Here is a 21,655-nt window from a genome sequence, read left to right on the forward strand (position 1 = left end):
TACGCAGGTCTAAGGGTGCCATGCCGGATGGTCCGGGCAGGCATCGGCATGGGTGCTGTGACGGGCGGCACGTCGGGCACCGCGGGTCGGCCGGGTCAGGCCGGGACCCGTAGACCGCCCAGGTTCTCGATCATCCGACGGGTGCTCGGGCCGACCAGGACGGCCCATTCCCCCGGCGCCTCGGTGAGCCAGCGGGCCACGAGCCGGGCGAATCCGGGTACGTGCCGGGCGAGGTCGAACAGTTCACGATCGAAGTGTGCGGCGCCGTCGCCGGTGCGGGCCAGAAGCAGGCCGACCCGGTGGATCACATGACGGGCGTGCTCCTCACCGCCCCGGTGCAGACCGTCGGCCGCGGCACGCAGCAGGCGCTCAAGGACCATGGGGTCCCGCTCCCGGGCGAGCAGCAGATCCAGCAGTTCCCACCGCAGGGGACGGGACTCCGCGCGGCCGGGTGCGGCCAGCGCGGCGGCGAGCGCCGCGCGCAGCTGCGCCGGTCCGCCGTCGAGCAGTCCGGTGACCAGCGGCAGCAGCACGGGGCGGTGGGCGCGGCCGTGCTCCAGGTGCCTGACCGCATGGGCGGCGATGTGCTCCCCGAGGCCCGTCGGCGGGCCGGCGTCGTGGGAAGTGACGTCCGGCTCCGGGAGGAGTGCCATGAGGTCGCGCAGGAGACGGGCGACCTGCCCGGCCAGGGCGGGCGTCGTCGAGTCGACGAGCGTGCGCAGGGTGTCGTCCACGTCGGGTCCGCACTGGCGCAGCCGCGGGCGGAACGCGGCGAGCACCGGTTCCGGATGGGTGGCGAGCGCGGGGACCAGGGCACCGGCGGGCAGCTGCGGATCACCGGCGGCGAACCGTGTCAGGGCCTGCGGGAGATACCGGTCACGGGTCAGCGGGTCGTGGACGAGGAGGGCGAGGGCGCCGCCGTGCGCGGTGCAGTCGGCGGGGCGGGCGACCATGGCGAGGGCCGCATGGCGCAGCAGTTCGCGATCCGGCTCGGTGCGGACGTGCGGGGCGGCGCGCAGCCCGTGGGCCACGGCCGCCGTCCGTCGAGCGGGCCGTTCGTCGTGCGCCCAGCGGTCCACGGCCCTGCACACCGCGGACGGCTCCTCCTCGGCGAGCACGGCGAGCAGTTCTTCGCCGCGCCGGTGTGCGCTGTCCAGGAGCGCCTCGGTCAGATCGTCCAGAGCCCAGTGCCGGTGCGTGTGCAGCAGTGCCTGTGCGGCGGTGGCCACGGTCGCATGCGGAGTGGCGGGCAGTGGACGCTCGTCGTCGAACCAGCGGGTGAGCTCGCGTTGCACGGCGGGGGCGTCGGCGACGAGGAGCCGTGCCACGGCGTCCAGGTAGCGGGGGACGCCCGGTGAAGCGGGGACAGGACCCGCGGTGCGTTCCGAGCCGATCCCTCCGGCCGTGCGGGGCGCCTCGTCCGCCGCGACCAGCCTTCTGAGCAGGTCGAGCCGTTCCGCACCGGACACCGGGAGCGCCTCCCAGAACCACGGGCCGAGCTCGTCCGGCACACCGAGACCCCGGGCCCGGCGGTGTACCACGTGCTCCGCGAGCAGGCGCAGCGCGTGCAGATACGGCGTCGCGTCGGCCAGCCGCAGCAGGGTTTCGGTGAGCAGGTGGGTGGCCCACCAGACGGCGTCGTGCGGCGGGTCCTGGGGGGACGGCGGCAGGGTGTCCAGAGCGTGCACCAGTTCCTCGAGCCGCAGGGCGAGCTCGGCACGTCCCTTTTGGCGGGGCAGCAGGAGCAGTGCCTGGACGACCGGGCCGATGCGATGGCGTGGAACCGGCAGGGTGCGGGAGGGGACGGTCCGCAGCACGGCACGACCGCGGCGGCGGCGGACGGCCGCCGACGCCGCCAGGGACGACACCGGACGCTCCACCGCACCCCGCGCCCGGGCGTGCACCAGGGTGTGCAGGGCGGTGTCCAGGTCGAGGTGCATGCCCTGGAGCCGGTCGGCGAGATCCTCGTGGGCGAAGCGGTATCCGCCGGGCACGGGCACGAACAACCCCTCGGCGAGGACGGCGGAGTGCCAGCCCTCGATACGGCCGAGCCATGGCGCCGGCGCGGGCCCACCGGGAAAGACGGCCTGGAAGGTCGCATGGTCCAGTGCGCCCTGTGCGGGGCCGAGGCAGTGCCGGGCGGCCTCGTGGACCTGTCCCGAGACCTTGGTCGCGAGACGGCGAACGGCAGTGCCGCGCAGCCCGTTCCAGGCGGCGAGCCGGCGTGCGATGCGCAGGCACATCAGGTCCAGATGGGCGCAGAGGACATCGTCGCGGCTGATGCGGGCTCGGCGTGCGGTGCCGTCGGTGGGGCCGTCGACGGCGGCGGGAAGGGCCGCACGCACCTCCGCGAAAAGGCGCAGCGTGAGGGGGTGCCGGGCGGCGTCGTCGTCGAGCAGACCGTCGGGGATGCCGTGGCGTGCGCGGGCCTGGAGGGCCTCCTCGGGGGTGAGGGTGCCGAGCCGGACGCAGGGCGGCAGAGAGGCCGGGGACCGTGGCGCGACGATCGAGCCCTCCCCTGTTCGTGCCGATGTGCGGGCGGGGAGGAGGGCCGGGAGGTTCTCGGGCGGCTCGGGCGCCGGGGCGCGCGTGCGGTGCAGCATCTCTCCCGGGAACTCCGCGCCCGCCGACTCCCAGTACTCCTGGCGGCAGGCCACCACGAGGCGTGATCCCGTCTCGCGGAGCCAGGCGGCCGTGGCCGCCGTCCACCCGGGGAGCCGAGGGGCGAGGGCGAGCGGCATCCACTCGGGGTCGTCCAGGAGCAGCAGCAGCGGGCGTCCGGCGTTCCGTGCGACCCGGGCCAGGCTCTCGGGGCTGACATCGCACCGGGGGCCCGCTGGGGCGTGGGTCCCGGATGCCCCCACGATCCGGCACGCCTGCTCGAGCGCCCGTCTCACCGCGTCGGCCAGGGAGGTGTCCGGGCCTTCGAGGTCCACCCCGCGCAGCCACAGCACGGGAGCCGGTACGGGCCCGCGTGTGCGCCGTGCGGCGAGCGAGGCGAGTTCCGACGTACGACCGCTGCCCGATGGCCCGACCAGTCCGAGGACGGCCGCCGGGCCCTTCTCGAAGGCCGCGAACTCCCCGAGCACGGCGCCGCGCCGGACGGGCTCGGGAACGCTGTGCGCATCGTACGGACCCGTCGTCGCCGGGGTCGCCGCTCCGGTGACGACGAGGACGCCCGCCAGGTTCAGGTCCGGCCCGTAGGCGGCCACGGTCTCCGTGTTGCGGGACAGCACTCGCTCCAGCTGCTGTCCGAGCCCTCGCAGGGGTACCGCGAACCCGGTCGTGCGGTGTTCCGTGTGCAGTGCGGTGCCGAGCACGGCCAGCACGGCGCCGGTCCTGGCGTCGAGCACCGGGCCACCGGCGGCGCCGCCGGCCGTGCGCAGTGCCTCGGTACCGGCGGTGCCGATCGCCAACTCCAGCGCGGCATCGAGGTGATGGGGCCGGTCCTGCGCGCGGTAGGTGACGGCCGTCGTGCCGAGGACGCGTGCCTCGCGCCAGCCGCCCGCGGCGATCCGGACGTACGTACCGGCCTCGATGCGGTCCCGCGCCGTGACGGGAAGCGGAGCGAGACCGAGCCCCTCGGTGCGGACGAGGGCGAGTCCGGCGTGGGGCAACGGGGTCACCGCCTCGGCGCCCACCGCGCAGACGCGTTCGTCCGGCCCCTGGAGCAGCAGCCCGTCGTCGAGGCCGTCGACGGCCTCGTGACCGGTGACCACCGTGCCGTCGTGGTCGATGGCGAACCCGGTGCCGCGCGGACGCCCCGCCCGGTCATACAGGCGCACGAGCCCCGGCCCCGCGCCCGGCTCGTCCCTTCCGCAGTCCACCGTTCGAGAGCCACGTCCCGCCATCCCCGAACCTCCCCGCCGTACCTGGATCCGACGGTAGGCCGACGATGATCAGCGCAACAGATCGAGCGGCGAACGCGCCCCCTTCCGCACCCTCGGTTCACTCCGAGCGCCTGCTCGATGGGGTGAATGACCGCGGAGGGATGGATACACCTCTGTGAGGGGGAACCGAGGGGGGACCGTGGAGCGGCGGCTCGAACCCCGTGTTCGCCGCTCCACGGGCGGAGTTCAGCCGAAGACGGCCAGGCTCTTCGCCTTGCCCTTGGACTGCTCCACCAGCGCGACGAACACACCCTCGGGGTCGAAGACGGCCACGGGACCGGCGCCCGCGTACTCGTCGGGCATCTCCAGGCGCACGCCGTTCCTGAGCAGCCGGGTGCGATGGGCGTCCACGTCCCAGCGCGGGAACGCGGCCGCGGCCGCCTCGGCGATCGGCATCACGGTCAGCTCCTGCTGGAGCTGTTCCAGGGTGCGGGCGGCGTCCAGCTTGTAGGGACCGACGCGGGTGCGCCGCAGTGCCGTGAGATGGCCGCCGACGCCGAGGTCGGCGCCCAGATCGCGGGCGAGGGCCCGGATGTAGGTGCCGGACGAGCAGACGACGGAGACCACAAGGTCGAGCACCGGGGTGCCGTCCTCGGCGACCGCCTCCCGGACGTCGTACAGCGAGAAGGAGGAGACGGTGACCGGCCGCGCCGGGATGTCGAAGTCCTCGCCCTCACGCGCCCGCTTGTAGGAGCGCACTCCGTCGATCTTGATGGCGCTGACCTTGGACGGCACCTGCATGATGTCGCCGGTGAGCTTGGCGATCCCGGCGTCGACGGCGTCGCGGGTGATCGCGGAGGCGTCGGCGGAGGAGGTGATCTCCCCCTCGGCGTCGTCCGTGACCGTGTTCTGGCCGAGGCGCACCGTCCCCAGGTACTCCTTCTCGGTGAGAGCGAGGTGGCCGAGGAGCTTGGTGGCCTTCTCCACACCGAGGACGAGCACCCCGGTCGCCATCGGGTCGAGGGTTCCGGCGTGCCCGACACGCCGTGTCCTGGCGATACCGCGCATCTTGGCCACGACGTCGTGCGAAGTGAAGCCCGACGGCTTGTCGACGATGACAAGGCCGTCGGGCGTGTTGTGCTGCTGGGTCATTCGGCGGTGTCGTCCGTCTCGTCGTCGGCGCCGGGCTTCCGGTACGGGTCGGCTTCACCGGCGTACGCGGCACCCGTCGCCGTCTCGCGCACCTTGGCGTCGGAGGCGCGCGCCTTGTCGAGCAGGTCCTCGATGTTCTTCGCGGTGTCCGGGAGGGCGTCCGCGACGAAGCTGAGGGTCGGCGTGAACTTCACGCCCGCGGCCCGTCCGACCTCGGAACGCAGGATGCCCTTGGCGCTCTCCAGACCGGCGGCAGCCGCCTGCCGCTCCTCCTCGTCCCCGTACACCGTGTAGAAGACGGTCGCCTCCCGCAGATCGCCCGTGACCCGGGTGTCCGTGATGGTGATGTGCGTGCCGAGCCGCGGGTCCTTGATCCCGCGCTGCAGCTTCTGGGCCACCACCTCTCGGATGAGGTCCGCCAGCCTCTTCGCCCGCGCGTTGTCGGCCACTGGTCCGTCTCCCGTTCTTTCCTGTCTTTGTTCTCGGTTCAGTCGTCGTCGCCGTGGATACGCCGCCTCACGGACAGCAGCTCCACCTCGGGGCGCCCGGCGACCAGCCGCTCGCACCGGTCCAGCACGTCGGTCAGATGCCCTGCATCCCCGGAGACCACCGCGAGCCCGATGAGTGCCCGCCGATGAAGGTTCATGTGGTCCACCTCGGCCGCGCTCACCACGAACTTCCGCTGGAGCTCGGCGACGATCGGACGGACGACGGAGCGCTTCTCCTTCAGCGACCGTACGTCGCCGAGGAGGAGGTCGAAGGACAGAGTCCCCACGTACATGTGCGTCCGGATGACCCGCCGGTACGGGATCGATGGCCCCACCATCGGTATGGGCAGGGACATGAAAACCGTACAACGAACACCGGAGCGGCTCGACGGAGTTTTCGCCGGACGGCGTCCGGCCCGCCCGGGCGCGACGCGGTCCGTCCTCGCTCCATGACGGACCGCCCCGGGTCCGGGCGGTTGCGCGGGGAGCCACAGGCCCCCCACACGGCGCGCCGGCCGACGGGAACACGTCCCGTCGGCCGGCGCGAACCGGAGGCTGTTACACCCGCGGCTTCTCCCGCATCTCGTACGTCGCGATGGTGTCGTCGACCTTGATGTCGTTGAAGTTTCCGAGGTTGATACCACCCTCGAAGCCTTCGCGGATCTCGGTGACGTCGTCCTTGAAGCGACGCAGACCCTCGATGGTGAGGTTCTCCGCGACCACCTTGCCGTCGCGGACGAGGCGGGCCTTGGTGTTCCGCTTGACCTCGCCGGAGCGGATGAGAACACCCGCGATGTTGCCCAGCTTGGACGACTTGAAGACCTCGCGGATCTCCGCCGTACCGAGCTCGACCTCCTCGAACTCCGGCTTCAGCATGCCCTTCAGGGCCGCCTCGATCTCCTCGATCGCCTGGTAGATGACCGAGTAGTACCGAACGTCCACACCCTCGCGCTCGGCCATCTGCGCCGCGCGGCCTGCCGCACGGACGTTGAAGCCGATCACGATGGCGTCGGAGCCCATCGCCAGGTCGATGTCCGACTCCGTGACCGCACCGACACCGCGGTGCAGGACGCGGATGTCGACCTCTTCGCCGACGTCCAGCTGGAGCAGGGAGGACTCGAGTGCCTCGACGGAACCGGAAGCGTCACCCTTGATGATCAGGTTCAGCTGCTGGACCTCGCCGGCCTTGAGCACCTTGTCCAGGTCCTCGAGCGACACACGGCGCGTGCGCTTGGCGAACGCCGCGTTCCGCTCGCGGGCGGCACGCTTCTCCGCGATCTGGCGGGCCGTACGGTCCTCCTCGACCACGATGAAGTTGTCGCCGGCACCCGGGACGTTGGTCAGACCCAGGACCTGCACCGGCGTCGACGGGCCGGCCTCGGCCACGTTGTTGCCGTTGTCGTCGAGCATCGCCCGGACACGGCCGTACGCGTCGCCGACCACCATCGTGTCGCCGACCCGCAGCGTGCCTCGCTGGACGAGGACCGTCGCCACGGCACCGCGGCCGCGGTCGAGACGGGACTCGATCGAGATGCCCTGCGCGTCCTGGTTCGGGTTGGCCCGAAGGTCCAGCGCCGCGTCGGCGGTCAGCACGACCGCCTCCAGGAGGCTGTCGATGTGCAGACCCTGCTTGGCGGAGATGTCGACGAACATCGTGTCGCCGCCGTACTCCTCGGCCACGAGGCCGTACTCGGTCAGCTGACCGCGCACCTTGGTCGGGTCCGCGCCCTCGACGTCGATCTTGTTGACCGCGACCACGATCGGCACCTCGGCCGCCTTGGCGTGGTTCAGGGCCTCGACCGTCTGCGGCATCACACCGTCGTTGGCCGCGACCACGAGGATCGCGATGTCGGTCGACTTCGCACCACGGGCACGCATGGCGGTGAACGCCTCGTGACCCGGGGTGTCGATGAAGGTGATGGCCCGGTCCTCGCCGTTGACCTCGGTCGCGACCTGGTAGGCACCGATGTGCTGGGTGATGCCACCGGCCTCGCCCGCGATGACGTTCGTCTTGCGGATGGCGTCGAGCAGGCGGGTCTTACCGTGGTCGACGTGACCCATGACGGTGACGACCGGCGGGCGGACCACCAGGTCCTCCTCGTCGCCCTCGTCCTCGCCGAACTCCAGGTCGAAGGACTCGAGCAGCTCGCGGTCCTCCTCCTCGGGGCTGACGATCTGAACCGTGTAGTTCATCTCGCCGGCGAGGAGGTGCAGCGTCTCGTCGGAGACGGACTGCGTGGCCGTGACCATCTCGCCGAGGTTCATCATGACCGCGACGAGGGACGCCGGGTTGGCGTTGATCTTCTCCGCGAAGTCGGTGAGCGACGCACCGCGCGACAGGCGAATGGACTCGCCGTTGCCGCGAGGCAGCATCACACCGCCGACCGACGGGGCCTGCATGGCCTCGTACTCCTGACGGCGCTGCCGCTTCGACTTGCGCCCACGACGCGCCGGACCGCCGGGACGGCCGAACGCACCCTGCGTGCCACCACGGCCACCGGGACCACCGGGACGACCACCGAAGCCGGGACGGCCACCGCCGCCACCGCCGAAGCCGCCACCGCCACCACCGGGACCGCCGCCACCGGGACGACCGGCGAAACCGCCGCCGCCACCGGGACGACCGCCACCGCCGCCACCGCCGCCGGGACGACCGGCGAAGCCGCCGCCGCCACCGGGACCGCCGGGACGACCGCCACCGGGACGACCGGCACCGGCCGGGCCACGGCCGCCGGGACCGGGACGCGGACCGGCAGCGGGACGCTGCGGCATCATGCCGGGGTTCGGACGCGGGCCGGCGGGGCCGCCGCCGGGACGCGGACCGCCACCCTGCGGGCGGGGCATGCCGCCCGGCGTCGGACGGGAACCGCCCGGAGCCTGGGGACGAGGACCACCGCCCGCACCCTGCGGACGGGGACCGCCCTGGCCCGCACCCTGCGGACGCGGAGCACCGGGGGCGCCGGGACCGCCGGGACGCGGAGCACCGCCCGGCCTGGGCGCCTGCGGGCGCGCCATGCCGGTGGAGCCACCGGAGGTGAAGGGGTTGTTACCGGGACGGGGGCCGGCCTGACGCCCACCGGGACGCGCGCCGGGAGCACCCGGACGCGGGCCACCGGAACGAGCAGGCCGGTCTCCCTGACCCTGGCCCTGGCCGGGCGCGGCCGGACGGGCGCCGGGCTTCGGGCCGCCGGGGCCGGGACGGGCACCCTGACGCGGGGTCGAGGCGGCCGGAGCCGCCGGAGCCGCCGGAGGCGCCGTGAACTCGGGCGCACCGGGGGCCGGAGCCGCCGGGGAAGCCGGGGCGGCCGGAGCCGCCGGGGCGGGGCGCGGCGCGGGCCTCGGAGCCGGCGTCGGGCGCGGACCCGGGGCAGGGGCCGCGGGCCGCTCGGCGGCCGGGGGCTTGGGCGCCGCCGGACGCGGGGCAGCCGGACGTGCGGCCTGCGCCGGGGAGGGCGCGGCCGGCCTCGCCGGTGCGGCCTTGCGCGGGGCGGCGGATTTACCGCCGCCGTTGCCCTGCTGCAGGGCGTCGGTCAGCTTGCGTACTACGGGCGCTTCGATCGTGGAAGACGCCGAACGGACGAATTCACCGAGTTCCTGGAGCTTGGCCATGACGACCTTGCTCTCCACACCGAACTCCTTGGCGAGTTCGTAGACCCGGACCTTAGCCACTTCGCTCCTTTGAGGTCCGGGTTGCGGCCGGACCGTCGCTAGTTCATGGGCGTACTCATCGCGTACTCATCGAGTGCTCATCGCAATCTCGACCTGCTTTCGACTCGCGAGGTACCAGGCCGCACGGAGGCTTCCGTACGGCATGTCTTTCGGTGCTGTCTGCCTGCTCAGCAACTTTCTGCCTGCTCCACGTATTGGCGCAACGCCTTTGTGTCGAGCGGGCCCGGGACGCGCAGCGCCCGTGGGAACGCCCGACGGCGGACCGCCAGGTCGAGACAGGCCGACACGGGGTGCACATACGCACCCCGGCCGGGCAGCGTACCGCGAGGATCGGGGACGCAATCACCCTCGACCACCACGGTCCGCAACAGTTCGATCTTGGCCGCTCGCTCCCGGCACCCCACACAGGTGCGCTCAGGGCATGCGCGGGCATGCGTCCGGCCAGACACCGTTAAGTCTACCTCCCCGCGGCGACCTCACCCCTTTGGGGCAAGAATCGAACACTTGCCGCGCATAAAACTGTCGTGATCTCGGCGACCCACGGCCTGGACGTGTCCCCTGCCGAGGTCAGATGCCTCAGTCGTGCCGCTCGGCCGGCTGCTCGGTGTCGGGGCGGATGTCGATCCGCCAGCCGGTGAGCCGGGCCGCAAGCCGGGCATTCTGCCCTTCCTTGCCGATCGCCAGCGACAGCTGGTAGTCGGGGACCGTCACACGTGCCGAACGGGCCGCGAGGTCGACCACCTCGACCTTGGAGACACGGGCCGGCGAGAGGGCGTTCGCCACCATCTCGGCCGGGTCGTCCGACCAGTCGACGATGTCGATCTTCTCGCCGTTCAGCTCGCCCATGACGTTGCGCACCCGGCCGCCCATCGGTCCGATACAGGCGCCCTTGGCGTTCAGGCCCGATCGGGTGGACCGCACGGCGATCTTCGTACGGTGGCCGGCCTCACGGGCGATCGCGGCGATCTCGACGGAACCGTCGGCGATCTCCGGAACCTCCAGCGCGAACAGCTTTTTCACCAGATTGGGGTGGGTCCTGGAGAGGGTCACGGACGGACCGCGCACACCCTTCGCCACCCGGACGACGTAGGACCGGATCCGCTTGCCGTGCTCGTACGTCTCGCCGGGCGCCTGCTCCTGCACCGGCAGGATGGCCTCCAGCTTGCCGATGTCGACGAGCACGTTCTTCGGGTCGCGGCCCTGCTGGACCACCCCGGTGACGATGTCGCCCTCACGGCCCGCGTACTCGCCGAGCGTCGCATCGTCCTCGGCGTCGCGCAGGCGCTGCAGAATGACCTGCTTGGCGGTGGTGGCGGCGATGCGGCCGAAGTCCGACGGGGTGTCGTCGAACTCGCGCGCCTCCTGCCCCTCCTCCAGGTCCTCGGGGTCCTCCTTCGCCCACACGGTCACATGGCCGGTCTCCCGGTTGAGCTCCACGCGCGCGTGGCGGCGGCTTCCCTCGGTGCGGTGGTAGGCGATGAGGAGGGCCGCCTCGATCGCCTCGACCAGCAGGTCGAAGGAGATCTCCTTCTCCCGAACCAAGCCCCTCAGGGCACTCATGTCGATGTCCACGGCTACGCCTCCTCCTCTTCCGTCATGTCCTTCTTGTCCTTGCGGGCGAACTCGACCTGGACGCGCGCCCTGGTGATCTCCGGGAACGCGAGTCTGCGGCTCGTGGCCTTGCGGCCCTTCACACCCGGCACCTCGAGGTCGAGGCCCTCGTCGTCGACCTTCAGGATTCTGGCGATCAGCTCGCCGCCCTCGGCCAGCTGGAACTTCACCATCCGGTCGACGGCGCGTACGTAGTGCCGGTGTTCCTTCAGCAGGCGCTCCGCGCCCGGCGTTCCGACCTCGAGGTCGTAGGTGCCCTCGCCCATGGCGTCCGTCTCGTCGAGCTTCGCCGAGAGCGCACGGCTCACATCGGCGACCCGGTCCAGATCGGCACCGGTGTCGGAGTCGACGACGACACGCAGTACACGCTTTCGCCCGACGGAGTCCACGGCGATCTCTTCGAGATCGAGCCCCTGGGAGTTGACGAGCGGTTCGAGCAGTTCTCGCAGCCTCTCGCTCTGGGTCGTGCTCATCCGGGTGACTCCTCGGCCGCGTGTGCTGTTGTGGGATGGTCGCGTGTCAGGTCAAAGGGTATCCGGTCCCGGACGGTGTTGCCGTCCACCTGGGCCGACCTCCGGCCCGGGCGCGATCGGCCGAGCCGGTGGCGAGCGCCGGGGCGGGGCACCGGTACGGTGATCACGGGCGAGTCGCCCACCCCTTCGTCTCCGGCCATCGAGGACGTCTGCCGTGCCGTTCCCCCCGCACCCGCGCACCGCCCTGCGCAGACGGAGCCTGCTCGCCTCGGCAGCGGGCGCCGCGCTGCTCGCGGGCTGTTCCGGCACCCCCGACTCCACCACCGCGGGCGGCAGCCTCTCGGCCGCCGACCGGGCCCGCGCACGTGCCGCCGGTGACAGTGAGGCCCTGGCCGACCGGTACGCGGCCGTGCTCGGGGCCCATCCGGCGCTCGCGGCGCGACTGCGGCCGCTGCGGGCGGAGGTCGTCCGGCACGCACAGGCGTTCCGCGACGGTGCCGTCGCCTCGCCGTCCCCGTCGGTGTCGTCCTCGGCATCGGCCTCCTCATCGTCCTCGGCGCCCACCGCCCCCAGTGCCTCCCCCGTGCCCGGTGACCCCAAGTCGGCGCTCAAGGAGCTGGCCTCCGCCGAGCGCACCCTGGCCGACCGGCGGGCCAGGGCGTTGCTGGACGTCCCCGGCGAGCTCGCACGGCTGATGGCCTCGGTGGCGGCGGCCGGCGCCGCGCACGCGTACCTGCTGACGGAAGGCGCGAAGTGAGCACGACCACCGGCACCCCGGCCGCGACCACGGGCACTCCGGGCACCGCCCCCGGCACCCCGGCCGCCAGCGCAGGCACCCAGGGCCCCGGGACCGCCGAACTCACGGCGCTGCAGGCCGCACTGCGCGCCGAGCACGCCGCGGTCTACGGCTACGGCGTCGTCGGAGGGCGGATCGAGCAGGCCAGGCGCGAGGATGCGCGGACGGCCTACGACGCCCATCGCGCCCGACGCGACGAACTGGCCCGGGCCGTACGGGACCTGGGCGGCACACCGGACCCCGCCGCGGCCGGGTACGCGCTGCCCTTCCCGGTCACGGACTCCGCCGCCGCCGTGCGGCTCGCCGCCGAACTGGAGGAGCGGCTGGCCGGGGTGTACTCCGACCTCGTCCGGGCGGCGACCGGCTCGAGGCGCGGCTCCGCCGCCGGAGCGCTGCGCGAGGCGGCGGTGCGTGCGGTGCGCTGGAGCGGCGAGAGCGTAGCCTTCCCTGGTCTCGCCGAGCGGGCCGCGACCACTTCGTCCCCGTCGCCGACGACACCGCGGACGTGAGGAGTACGCGCACACCGCACGCGTGCGAAGCCGACCTGGAAGGGAACAACTCGCGCATGGCTTTCGAACCGCCGCAGCGCCTTCTTCGGGCGCTCGGCGAGACGCAGCGGGACGGAGGCGCCGAGTGGCTCGACAAGCTTCCCGGACTCGCCCGACAGGCCGTCGATCTACGCGAGTTGACCGTGGAGCGGGTACAGGCGCCGGGCGGCCGCAGCGGCCTGGTCGTACTGGTGCGGCAGGCCGATGGGACACCCGCGGTGCTGAAGCTGGCGCCGCCGCGGGCACGTCCCGAGAGCGAGTGCGCCGCGCTGGCCCGGTGGGACGGGTTCGGCGCGGTGCGGCTCCTGGACGCCGACCCCGGGCACGGCGTGCTGCTGCTGGAGCGGCTGCACCCCGAGATGTCCGTGCGCTCACTGCCCGAGGCGAAGGCCCTGCTGGAGGCCGCCGGTACGCTGCGGCGGCTGTGGGTGGAGCCCTCCTCCGGTCACTCCTTCGAGACGGTGGCCGGGCGGACGGGACGGCAGGCCGAGGCGATGCGGGCGGGCGCCGGGACCGACCCCGACGTGGCGCCCCTGGTGGACGCGGCGCTGGCGGCCCGTGAGGAACTGCTCGCCGACCCGCCCGAGGAGCGGCTGCTGCACGGCACCTTCCGGCAGAGCAAGGTGCTCGCCGGAGAGCGGATGCCGTGGCTGGCCGTGGGCCCGGACCCGGTGGTCGGTGAGTGCGCCTTCGATCTGGCGCGGCTGGTGCGCGACCGGGTGGAGGACCTCATCGCCTCACCCTCCGGCGCGTCGATCACGCGGCGCCGGGTGAAGCGGCTCGCGGAGTCGCTCGACCTCGACCAGGAGCGGCTGCGCGGCTGGACGCTGTTCAGGGCGGTCGAGTCCGGGGTGCGGGCCCGGCGGGTCGGCCGGCCGCAGGACGCGGAACTGCTGCTGGAGTTCGCGGGCTGGCTGTGACGGGCGTCGGGCGGGGCGGACGGCCGGAGGCCGCCGGCCGATGACCGGCGGCCTCCACCGCGCTGTGCCGCCGGCCCCGCGGACGGGACGGCGCGACCTGTGACGGGCCGCCCCGCGGGCGGCCCGTCGACGGACCTCGGCCGGTCAGGCCGTGAGGCGGGCGATCGCCTCGTCCACCGTCAGCTCCTCGCGCTCGCCCGTCCTGCGGTCCTTCAGCTCCAGGACGCCCTCGGCGGAGCGGCGGCCCGCCACCAGGATCTGCGGCACTCCGATCAGCTCGGCGTCGGTGAACTTCACGCCCGGGGAGACACCGGCCCGGTCGTCGACGAGCACGCGCACGCCGGCCGCGGCCAGCTGCTGGGAGACGTCGAGGGCCAGCTCGGTCTGCAGGGCCTTGCCGGCCGCCACCACGTGCACATCGGCCGGGGCGACCTCCTTGGGCCAGCACAGGCCCTGCTCGTCGGCGGTCTGCTCGGCGAGCGCGGCCACCGCGCGGGAGACACCGACGCCGTAGGAGCCCATGGTCACCCGGACCGGCTTGCCGTTCTGGCCGAGGACGTCGAGCTTGAGGGCGTCGGCGTACTTGCGGCCCAGCTGGAAGATGTGGCCGATCTCGATGGCGCGGTCCAGCTTGAGGCCGGTGCCGCAGCGCGGGCAGGGGTCGCCCTCCTGCACCACCACGACGTCGACGTACGCCTCGACCTCGAAGTCGCGGCCCGCGACCACGTTCTTGGCGTGCATGCCGTCCTTGTTGGCACCGGTGATCCAGGAGGTGCCGGGGGCCACCCGCGGGTCGGCGATGTACGTGACCTTCTCCAGGCCCTGCGGGCCGACATAGCCGCGCACCAGGTCGGGACGCCCCACGAAGTCCTCGGCGGTGACCAGCTCGACCACGGCCGGGGCGAAATGCGCCTCGACCTTGTCCATGTCGACCTCGCGGTCGCCGGGCACGCCGACGGCGACGATCTCGCCGTCGACCTTGACGAGGAGGTTCTTCAGGGTGGCGGAGGCCGGGACCCCGAGGGAGGCGGCGAGCGTCTCGATGGTCGGGGTGTCCGGGGTGGGGATCTCCTCGAGCGCAGGCGTCCCGGAGGGGTCCTCCGGCGTCAGCGGGTAGGAGATCGCCTCGGTGTTCGCGGCGAAGTCGCAGTTGGGGCAGTCGGCGAAGGTGTCCTCGCCCGCCTCGGCCGGGGCCAGGAACTCCTCGGACTTGGAACCGCCCATCGCGCCGGCGGTTGCGGCGCAGATCCGGTAGTCCAGACCGAGCCGCTCGAAGATCCGCTGGTAGGCCTGGCGGTGCAGGGCGTACGACTGGGCGAGGCCCTCGTCCTCGAGGTCGAAGGAGTAGGAGTCCTTCATCAGGAACTCCCGGCCGCGCAGGATGCCCGCTCGGGGCCGGGCCTCGTCCCGGAACTTGCTCTGGATCTGGTAGAGGATCACCGGCAGGTCCTTGTACGAGGACGCCTGGTCCTTCACGAGCAGCGTGAAGATCTCCTCGTGGGTCGGGCCGAGGAGGTAGTCACCGCCCTTGCGGTCATTGAGCCGGAACAGCTCCGCGCCGTACTCGTCCCAGCGGCCGGTCGCGTCGTAGGGCTCCCGGGGCAGCAGGGCGGGGAGCAGCACCTCCTGGGCGCCGATCGCGTCCATCTCCTCGCGGACGATCCGTTCCACGTTGGCGAGGACCTTCTTGCCGAGCGGCAGCCAGCTCCAGATCCCGGCAGCGGTACGGCGGACGTAGCCCGCGCGGACGAGCAGCTTGTGGCTGAGGACCTCGGCGTCCGCCGGGTCGTCGCGCAGCGTCTTCGCCAACAACTGGGACATGCGCTGGACCGGTGCGTTCGCCATGATCTCTCGACTCCTGCTGCGTAAGGGTGATGGCTAGGAGGTTAGCCGGGCAGCCGGTGCGGGCGGAAATTCATCGGCGCGCACGCAGCGGCAGCGGTGCGCCCATCACGGCGTACGGCTTGGGGGCGCTGGGGAAGGCCACCCGCCGCGCGAGGTCCTCGTAGCCCAGGGAGCGGTACAGGCCGCGGGCCGGGCTGTCGATGTCGATCGCGGAGAGGATGGAGCGCGGCTGCGTCGCGCCCGCGGTGATGGTGGTGATCAAGGCTCGTCCGATGCCGCGGTTCTGGTAGCGCGGATGGACGTGCAGTTCGGTGATCACGAAGGAGTCGTCGAGCCATGCGTCGTGGCCCTGGGCCCGCAGATACGGTTCGACGACCGTGGACCACCAGTGCGTACGGTCGTTGGGCATGCCGTAGACGAATCCGACGAGGCGCCCGTCGGTGAGGGTGGCTCCGAACGCTCGGGCTCCCGGATAGACCATGTGCCGCAGCACGATCTGGCGGCGCACGGCGATCTCGTCGGCCCCGAGCCCGAATGCGAGGGCCTGCACGGCGAGCGCCTCGTCGACGCGGGCGGACAGGTCCAGGGGGCCGATCACGACCTCGTCGGGCTCGCGGTGACCGCGACCGGGAAAGCGCAGCATGTCGGGGAGCCTACCGGGGCGCTTCACGGGACGGTGCCGGGGACGAGGGTCGCCGTCGCCCCGGGGACCGGCCGTGGCAACCCGTGCCACCGGGCCGCGGCGCCCCGCCCTCCCGGGCCCGCGCCGCGGTTCCTCAGAACAGCACGCTCATGAACGCGCCGACCTCCTGGAAGCCCACTCTGAGGTAGGTCCGCCGCGCCGCGGTGTTGAAGTCGTTGACGTACAGGCTCACCATCGGCGCCACATCCGCCAGCGCGTACCGCAGGACCGCCGCCATGCCGGGGGCCGCGAGACCCTGGCCACGGTACTCGGGCGCCACCCAGACGCCCTGGATCTGGCAGGCCTGCGGGGTGGCCGCACCGATCTCCGCCTTGAAGACGACGTTGCCGCTGTCGTCGAGTCGGGCGAACGAGCGGCCCGATCCGACGAGTTCGGCGACCCGGGCCTGGTAGAGCAGTCCGCCGTCGCCGGCCAGCGGTGAGACGCCGACCTCCTCGGTGAACATCGCCACACAGGCCGGCATGATCGTCTCCATCTCGTCCTTGCGGATGCGGCGGACGTAGGGGTCCGGAGCGATGTCGGCGGGCATGCGGTCGGTGACCATGAGGGGTTGGTGGGCGCGGATCTCGCGGGCCGGGCCCCAGCCCGGCTCGAGCAGCCGCCACAACTGTGCGGTGGGTTCCGCGGGGCCGACGATGGACGAGCAGCGGCGGCCGGCTCGCCGGGCGCGGTCGGCGAAGGCCCGTACCGCGCGGGGGCCGGCGCAGATCGGTACGAGGTTGGCGCCCGCGTAGCACAGCGACGTCAGCATGCCGTCCTCGTACCAGCCCCACATCTCGCCGCCGAGGCGCCAGGGGTCGAGGCCCGCGACCTGGACGCGGGACGACACGAAGGCGTTCGTGACCGGCTCGCGGTCGAGAACGGCGAGCGCGGCGTCCAGGTCACTCGGTTCGAGCACCCTGGTGGTGGTCTGCGTCAACACGTGCGGGAGCCTCACCCTGGGGTCTGCTGATCTCCGCACTGTACCTGGCGCGCTGACCACGCGCCGCCCGGTGTCCCGGCCCGTGGGCGGCACGCAAGGACCACCGGGACGACAGCGGCCCGCGGGGTGGCCGCATCCGACGCGGATCTCGTCGATTCCCGGTCGCCGGCGGAAGGCAGGAACCGAGGCCGCGGACCGGGCCGTCGCCGCCTCGAGCCTCGGGTACCGGATGAGCGGCCGGTCCCCGAGGTCGATGAAGCGGATCCCTCCGGCGTTTTCCGGCACAACCGGCCTTCATCTCACGCCAAGTGACCACATCGTCACCGACGGGGACCGTGCGGCCTTTGACCCGCGCAGAGCCCTCCTTCCGCCCGAACGCCTCCCGGTTGTACGCGGGTGACCGCTCGCGCCGGCCGACGCCGAGGAAGGAGGCCCGGGCACCCGGCCCGGGTCGAGGCGCAACACGTGGGCAGGACACCCTTGTTGTCGCTGCAGGTGGTGAAGTCGCCGTCCGTGACGACGTGTTCGCTCGCCCTGCCGGTGCCCGCGGGGAGGGGCGTCCGGGCGCCGCGGATCGGTCCGCACCCTGAAGGCGGAGCCGTGGGGATCCCCCTCGCCGGTCCCTCGACGACGAAGGTCCCGAAGGGAACACGTACGCCCCGTCACAGACCTCTGTGACGGGGCGTGGACGAGATGTGGACGCAGGAGGGGGTCAGCCGGCCACGGCGACCGACGGCTCGCCGGATGCGACGCCGTCCTTCTCCATCTGCTCGGCGAGCTTCATGGCCTCCTCGATCAGGGTCTCCACGATCTTCGACTCGGGCACCGTCTTGATGACCTCACCCTTCACAAAGATCTGCCCCTTGCCATTGCCGGACGCGACACCCAGATCCGCCTCACGCGCCTCACCCGGACCATTGACCACACAGCCCATCACCGCGACCCGCAGCGGAACCTCCATGCCCTCCAGCCCCGCCGTGACCTCCTCGGCCAACTTGTACACATCCACCTGCGCACGACCGCACGACGGACACGACACGATCTCCAGACCACGCTCCCGAAGACCCAACGACTCCAGAATCTGCGCGCCCACCTTCACCTCCTCCACCGGAGGAGCCGACAACGACACACGAATCGTGTCACCGATGCCCTGCGACAACAGCGCACCGAACGCCACCGCCGACTTCACCGTGCCCTGGAACGCCGGACCCGCCTCCGTCACACCCAGATGCAACGGATACTCACACTGCGCCGCAAGCTGCCGATACGCCTCGATCATCACAACCGGATCGTTGTGCTTCACCGAGATCTTGATGTCCCGGAAATCATGCTCCTCGAACAACGACGCCTCCCACAGCGCCGACTCCACCAGCGCCTCCGGAGTCGCCCTGCCGTACTTCTGCAGCAACCGCCGGTCCAACGACCCCGCGTTCACCCCGATCCGAATCGGCGTCCCATGATCCTTGGCCGCCTTCGCGATCTCCCGCACCTTGTCGTCGAACTGCTTGATATTGCCCGGATTCACCCGCACCGCCGCACAACCCGCCTCGATCGCGGCGAACACATACTTCGGCTGGAAGTGAATGTCCGCGATCACCGGGATCTGCGACTTCCGCGCAATCGTCGCCAGCGCATCCGCATCATCCTGCGTCGGACACGCCACCCGCACGATCTGGCAACCCGACGCCGTCAACTCCGCGATCTGCTGCAACGTCGCACCGATGTCCGACGTACGCGTCGTCGTCATCGACTGCACCGACACCGGAGCGTCTCCGCCGACCGCCACGGATCCGACCTGGATCTGCCGGCTCTTCCGACGCTCGGCGAGCTTGAGCGGAACGGACGGCATGCCGAGTGAAATCGCAGTCATCTGCTGTGCAACCCCAAGTTATGGATCAAGGTCCAGCCCCGGAACGACGGGCTCCAGACTTTGAGCCTACGGCACGGGCACGGACCCCAGCACATCACGGTCCGTAGACCCACCCAATGGGCGGCGGCCGGGAAAAAGCCTCCCCGGCCGCCGCCAACTCCGCGTGACTAGGAGATTTTCACCGGGTTAACCACGTCCGCGATCAGCACCAGCAGGGTGAAGCAGACGAAGATCCCGGCCACCACATAGGCCACCGGCATCAGCTTCGCCACGTCGAACGGACCCGGGTCGGGGCGGCGCAGCACCTTGGCCATGGCACGCCGCAGCGACTCCCACAGGGCGCCCGCGATGTGCCCGCCGTCGAGCGGGAGCAGCGGCAGCATGTTGAACAGGAACAGGGACAGATTGAAGCCCGCAACCAGCAGCAGCATCATGGCGATCTGCTGGGACGGCGGGATGTCCAGGGTGAACACCTCGCCGCCGACACGGGCCGCGCCGACCACGCCCATCGGGGAGTCCGGCTCACGCGGGGCGTTGCCGAAGGCCGCGTCCCACAGGGCGGGAATCTTGCCCGGCAGCGACAGCAGCGACTCGACGCCGTTCTCCATCATGTCGCCCATGCGCTGCACGGACTGGCCGAAGGACTGCTGGACGATGCCGCTGGCGGGGGTGAAGCCGAGGAAGCCGGCGTACACGTACTTGCCCTCGACATAGCCGCCGTTGCCGTCCGTCTTGCTGACCTGGTTCTTGATCAGGTGAGCCTGGAGGTCGACGGTCCGTCCGTTGCGCTCGACGGTGATCGTGACGTCCTTGCCCGGGTTGGCACGGATGTCGGACTGGAGGACGGACCAGTCCTTCACCGGCTTGCCGCCGAACGAGACGATCTTGTCGCCCGCCCGGAGCCCCGCGGCCTGTGCGGGCGCGGCCGGGTCGCCCTTCGCGCACTTGGTGCGGTTCTCGCTCTGCTGGATGACGCAGTCGGAGACCTTGGAGACCGTGGTGGTCTGGGTCTGGACGCCGAACGTCATCATCACGCCGAGGAAGACCGCCACGGCGAGGATCAGGTTCATGAAGGGGCCCGCGAACATGACGATGACGCGCTTCCACGGCTTGCGCGTGTAGAAGAGGCGGTCCTCGTCACCGGGCTGCAGCTCCTCGAAGGACTGCGCCCGTGCGTCCTCGATCATCCCCCGCCACGGCGAGGTGGAACGGGCCTCGATCCGGCCGTCCGGCCCCGGCGGGAACATCCCGATCATGCGGATGTAGCCGCCGAGCGGGACCGCCTTGATGCCGTACTCGGTCTCGCCCTTCTTGCGCGACCAGACGGTCGGGCCGAACCCGACCATGTACTGCGGCACCCGGATGCCGAAGAGCTTGGCCGTCGACAGATGCCCCAGCTCGTGCCAGGCGATCGAGACCAGAAGTCCGACTGCGAAGACGACTATGCCGAGGATCATCATCAAGGTCGTCATGCACGAGCCTCCGCGCTTGCCGTCTGGGCCGTCAGTTCCCTGGCCCGGGCACGCGCCCAGGCCTCCGCTTCGAGGACGTCCGCGACGGTCAGGGAAGTTCCCGAGCGAGGGGTGCCATGCTCCTCCACCACCCGGATGACCGTCTCCATGATCCCGAGATACGGCAGGGCGCCGTTCAGGAACGCGTCGACACACTCCTCATTGGCGGCATTGAACACCGCCGGGGCCGTGCCCGCGAGCTGTCCCACATGCCGGGCGAGTCCCACCGAGGGGAACGCCTCGTTGTCCAGCGGGAAGAACTCCCAGGTCGAGGCCTTGCTCCAGTCGAAAGCGGGCGCCGCATCGGGCACCCGTTCGGGCCAGCCGATACCGATGGCGATCGGCCCCCTCATGTCCGGGGGCGTCGCCTGCGCCACAGTCGACCCATCCGTGAACTCCACCATCGAGTGGACATACGACTGCGGGTGCACGACGACCTCAATGCGATCGAAGGGAATGTCGTACAGCAGATGGGCCTCGATCACCTCGAGGCCCTTGTTCACCAGGGTCGCGGAATTGATCGTGATGACCGGGCCCATCGCCCAGGTGGGGTGGGCGAGCGCGTCCTCGGGCGTGACGTCGGCCAGCTGGTCCCTCGTCCGGCCGCGGAAGGGACCCCCGGAGGCGGTGACGACGAGTCTGCGCACGTCGGCGCGGGTTCCGGAGGCGAGGGCCTGGAAGAGGGCGGCGTGCTCGGAGTCCACCGGGATGATCTGGCCGGGCTTGGCCAGGGCCTTCACCAGCGGGCCGCCGACGATGAGCGACTCCTTGTTGGCGAGCGCGAGTGTGCGGCCCGCCTCCAGGGCGGCGAGGGTGGGCGCGAGGCCGATGGAACCGGTGATGCCGTTCAGCACGGTGTGGCAGTCCGAGGCGGCGAGCGCGGTGGCCGCGTCGGGTCCGGCGAGGATCTCGGGGAGGGGCTCTCCTGACCCGTACTGCGCCGAGAGCGCCTCGCGCAGCGCCGGCACGACGTCCTCGCGCGCCACCGCGACCGTACGCACCCGCAGGCGGCGGGCCTGCTCGGCGAGCAGTCCGACCCGGCCGCCGTTGGCGGAGAGCCCGGTGACCTTGAACCGGTCGGGGTTGCGCAGCACGAGGTCGACGGCCTGGGTGCCGATCGAGCCGGTGGAGCCGAGGATCACGACGTCCCGCACTCCGTCCACGGGATCGAAGACGAGATGGGGGTCGGCAAGAGGGGCTGGACTGTCGCTCATTCCTCCATTGTGGCCGTAGCACGGTGCCCGGGGGGACAGGGTGCCCCACTCCTCACCGAAGGTCCCCCGGCAGACCGGTCCTGACGTGCCGATGCCGCCCCCG

At 71.8% G+C, this 21,655-nt stretch carries 17 protein-coding genes; 3 read left to right on the forward strand and 14 right to left on the reverse strand.

The window, feature by feature from the left end:
• Positions 1 to 95: 95 nt before the first annotated feature.
• From RCR19_RS10590 to rimP, 8 genes are all read right to left on the reverse strand, one after another.
• Positions 96 to 3,785 carry a trypsin-like peptidase domain-containing protein gene (locus RCR19_RS10590; protein ID WP_331264919.1) on the reverse strand — a complete coding sequence of 1,230 codons (3,690 nt, stop codon included), beginning with the start codon at positions 3,783 to 3,785 and terminating at the stop codon, positions 96 to 98.
• Positions 3,786 to 4,076: 291 nt separating this feature from the next.
• The gene (gene truB / locus RCR19_RS10595) at positions 4,077 to 4,982 is read right to left on the reverse strand and encodes a tRNA pseudouridine(55) synthase TruB (RefSeq protein WP_059133443.1); all 906 of its coding nucleotides are present in this window, start codon (positions 4,980 to 4,982) and stop codon (positions 4,077 to 4,079) included.
• Complete coding sequence (gene rbfA / locus RCR19_RS10600; RefSeq protein ID WP_331264920.1) at positions 4,979 to 5,431, reverse strand: 30S ribosome-binding factor RbfA; 453 nt, start codon at positions 5,429 to 5,431, stop codon at positions 4,979 to 4,981. The genes truB and rbfA overlap by 4 nt, the downstream gene beginning before the upstream one ends.
• A gap of 38 nt (positions 5,432 to 5,469) precedes the next feature.
• Positions 5,470 to 5,763: a DUF503 domain-containing protein gene (locus RCR19_RS10605; RefSeq protein WP_059133441.1), complete on the reverse strand. Its 294-nt coding sequence runs from the start codon at positions 5,761 to 5,763 to the stop codon at positions 5,470 to 5,472.
• Positions 5,764 to 6,028: 265 nt separating this feature from the next.
• Positions 6,029 to 9,139 (reverse strand): translation initiation factor IF-2, encoded by a 3,111-nt coding sequence (gene infB / locus RCR19_RS10610; RefSeq protein ID WP_331264921.1) that lies wholly within the window; start codon positions 9,137 to 9,139, stop codon positions 6,029 to 6,031.
• Between the two features lie 167 nt (positions 9,140 to 9,306).
• The gene (locus RCR19_RS10615; protein ID WP_079051001.1) at positions 9,307 to 9,588 is read right to left on the reverse strand and encodes a YlxR family protein; all 282 of its coding nucleotides are present in this window, start codon (positions 9,586 to 9,588) and stop codon (positions 9,307 to 9,309) included.
• 127 nt (positions 9,589 to 9,715) lie between these two features.
• Positions 9,716 to 10,711 (reverse strand): transcription termination factor NusA, encoded by a 996-nt coding sequence (nusA, locus tag RCR19_RS10620; protein ID WP_059133438.1) that lies wholly within the window; start codon positions 10,709 to 10,711, stop codon positions 9,716 to 9,718.
• Positions 10,712 to 10,713: 2 nt separating this feature from the next.
• Positions 10,714 to 11,223 (reverse strand): ribosome maturation factor RimP, encoded by a 510-nt coding sequence (rimP, locus tag RCR19_RS10625; RefSeq protein WP_059133437.1) that lies wholly within the window; start codon positions 11,221 to 11,223, stop codon positions 10,714 to 10,716.
• Positions 11,224 to 11,437: 214 nt separating this feature from the next.
• On the opposite strand from rimP, the gene RCR19_RS10630 reads away from it, so the two are divergent.
• The 3 genes from RCR19_RS10630 (at position 11,438) to RCR19_RS10640 (ending at position 13,487) form a co-directional block, all read left to right on the forward strand.
• A complete protein-coding gene (locus RCR19_RS10630) occupies positions 11,438 to 11,980 on the forward strand; it encodes a hypothetical protein (protein ID WP_331264922.1) in 543 nt (180 codons plus the stop codon).
• A 110-nt stretch (positions 11,981 to 12,090) separates the two neighbouring features.
• Complete coding sequence (locus tag RCR19_RS10635; RefSeq protein WP_331269403.1) at positions 12,091 to 12,528, forward strand: ferritin-like domain-containing protein; 438 nt, start codon at positions 12,091 to 12,093, stop codon at positions 12,526 to 12,528.
• A gap of 56 nt (positions 12,529 to 12,584) precedes the next feature.
• The gene (locus RCR19_RS10640; protein WP_331264923.1) at positions 12,585 to 13,487 is read left to right on the forward strand and encodes an aminoglycoside phosphotransferase family protein; all 903 of its coding nucleotides are present in this window, start codon (positions 12,585 to 12,587) and stop codon (positions 13,485 to 13,487) included.
• A 144-nt stretch (positions 13,488 to 13,631) separates the two neighbouring features.
• On the opposite strand, the gene RCR19_RS10645 is transcribed toward RCR19_RS10640, so the two are convergent.
• The 6 genes from RCR19_RS10645 to dxr all read right to left on the reverse strand — a co-directional run bounded on the left by RCR19_RS10645 (position 13,632) and on the right by dxr (position 21,552).
• Complete coding sequence (locus tag RCR19_RS10645; protein ID WP_220292096.1) at positions 13,632 to 15,332, reverse strand: proline--tRNA ligase; 1,701 nt, start codon at positions 15,330 to 15,332, stop codon at positions 13,632 to 13,634.
• A 70-nt stretch (positions 15,333 to 15,402) separates the two neighbouring features.
• Positions 15,403 to 15,975, reverse strand: a complete 573-nt coding sequence (locus RCR19_RS10650) for a GNAT family N-acetyltransferase (RefSeq protein WP_059133434.1) — start codon at positions 15,973 to 15,975, stop codon at positions 15,403 to 15,405.
• Between the two features lie 133 nt (positions 15,976 to 16,108).
• Positions 16,109 to 16,957 carry a GNAT family N-acetyltransferase gene (locus RCR19_RS10655; RefSeq protein ID WP_220292098.1) on the reverse strand — a complete coding sequence of 283 codons (849 nt, stop codon included), beginning with the start codon at positions 16,955 to 16,957 and terminating at the stop codon, positions 16,109 to 16,111.
• A 712-nt stretch (positions 16,958 to 17,669) separates the two neighbouring features.
• The gene (gene ispG / locus RCR19_RS10660) at positions 17,670 to 18,827 is read right to left on the reverse strand and encodes a flavodoxin-dependent (E)-4-hydroxy-3-methylbut-2-enyl-diphosphate synthase (RefSeq protein WP_331264924.1); all 1,158 of its coding nucleotides are present in this window, start codon (positions 18,825 to 18,827) and stop codon (positions 17,670 to 17,672) included.
• Between the two features lie 167 nt (positions 18,828 to 18,994).
• Positions 18,995 to 20,299: a site-2 protease family protein gene (locus RCR19_RS10665; RefSeq protein WP_331264925.1), complete on the reverse strand. Its 1,305-nt coding sequence runs from the start codon at positions 20,297 to 20,299 to the stop codon at positions 18,995 to 18,997.
• Entirely contained in the window at positions 20,296 to 21,552 is a 1,257-nt protein-coding gene (gene dxr / locus RCR19_RS10670) for a 1-deoxy-D-xylulose-5-phosphate reductoisomerase (RefSeq protein ID WP_059129090.1), read from the reverse strand. The genes RCR19_RS10665 and dxr overlap by 4 nt, the downstream gene beginning before the upstream one ends.
• Positions 21,553 to 21,655 lie beyond the last annotated feature (103 nt).

Origin of the sequence: Streptomyces sp. WAC07094 (assembly GCF_036320405.1) — a bacterium.
Classification (GTDB): Bacteria; Actinomycetota; Actinomycetes; order Streptomycetales; family Streptomycetaceae; genus Streptomyces; species Streptomyces lannensis.

What these genes read in the sequence shown, in the direction of transcription:
- RCR19_RS10640 (WP_331264923.1), top strand. Translation starts at nt 12,585, where the DNA reads ATGGCTTTCGAACCGCCGCAGCGCCTTCTTCGGGCGCTCGGCGAGACG.
- RCR19_RS10605 (WP_059133441.1), bottom strand. Translation starts at nt 5,763, where the DNA reads ATGTACGTGGGGACTCTGTCCTTCGACCTCCTCCTCGGCGACGTACGG.
- ispG (WP_331264924.1), bottom strand. Translation starts at nt 18,827, where the DNA reads ATGACTGCGATTTCACTCGGCATGCCGTCCGTTCCGCTCAAGCTCGCC.
- rimP (WP_059133437.1), bottom strand. Translation starts at nt 11,223, where the DNA reads ATGAGCACGACCCAGAGCGAGAGGCTGCGAGAACTGCTCGAACCGCTC.
- dxr (WP_059129090.1), bottom strand. Translation starts at nt 21,552, where the DNA reads ATGAGCGACAGTCCAGCCCCTCTTGCCGACCCCCATCTCGTCTTCGAT.
- RCR19_RS10650 (WP_059133434.1), bottom strand. Translation starts at nt 15,975, where the DNA reads ATGCTGCGCTTTCCCGGTCGCGGTCACCGCGAGCCCGACGAGGTCGTG.
- RCR19_RS10645 (WP_220292096.1), bottom strand. Translation starts at nt 15,332, where the DNA reads ATGGCGAACGCACCGGTCCAGCGCATGTCCCAGTTGTTGGCGAAGACG.
- RCR19_RS10665 (WP_331264925.1), bottom strand. Translation starts at nt 20,299, where the DNA reads ATGACGACCTTGATGATGATCCTCGGCATAGTCGTCTTCGCAGTCGGA.
- truB (WP_059133443.1), bottom strand. Translation starts at nt 4,982, where the DNA reads ATGACCCAGCAGCACAACACGCCCGACGGCCTTGTCATCGTCGACAAG.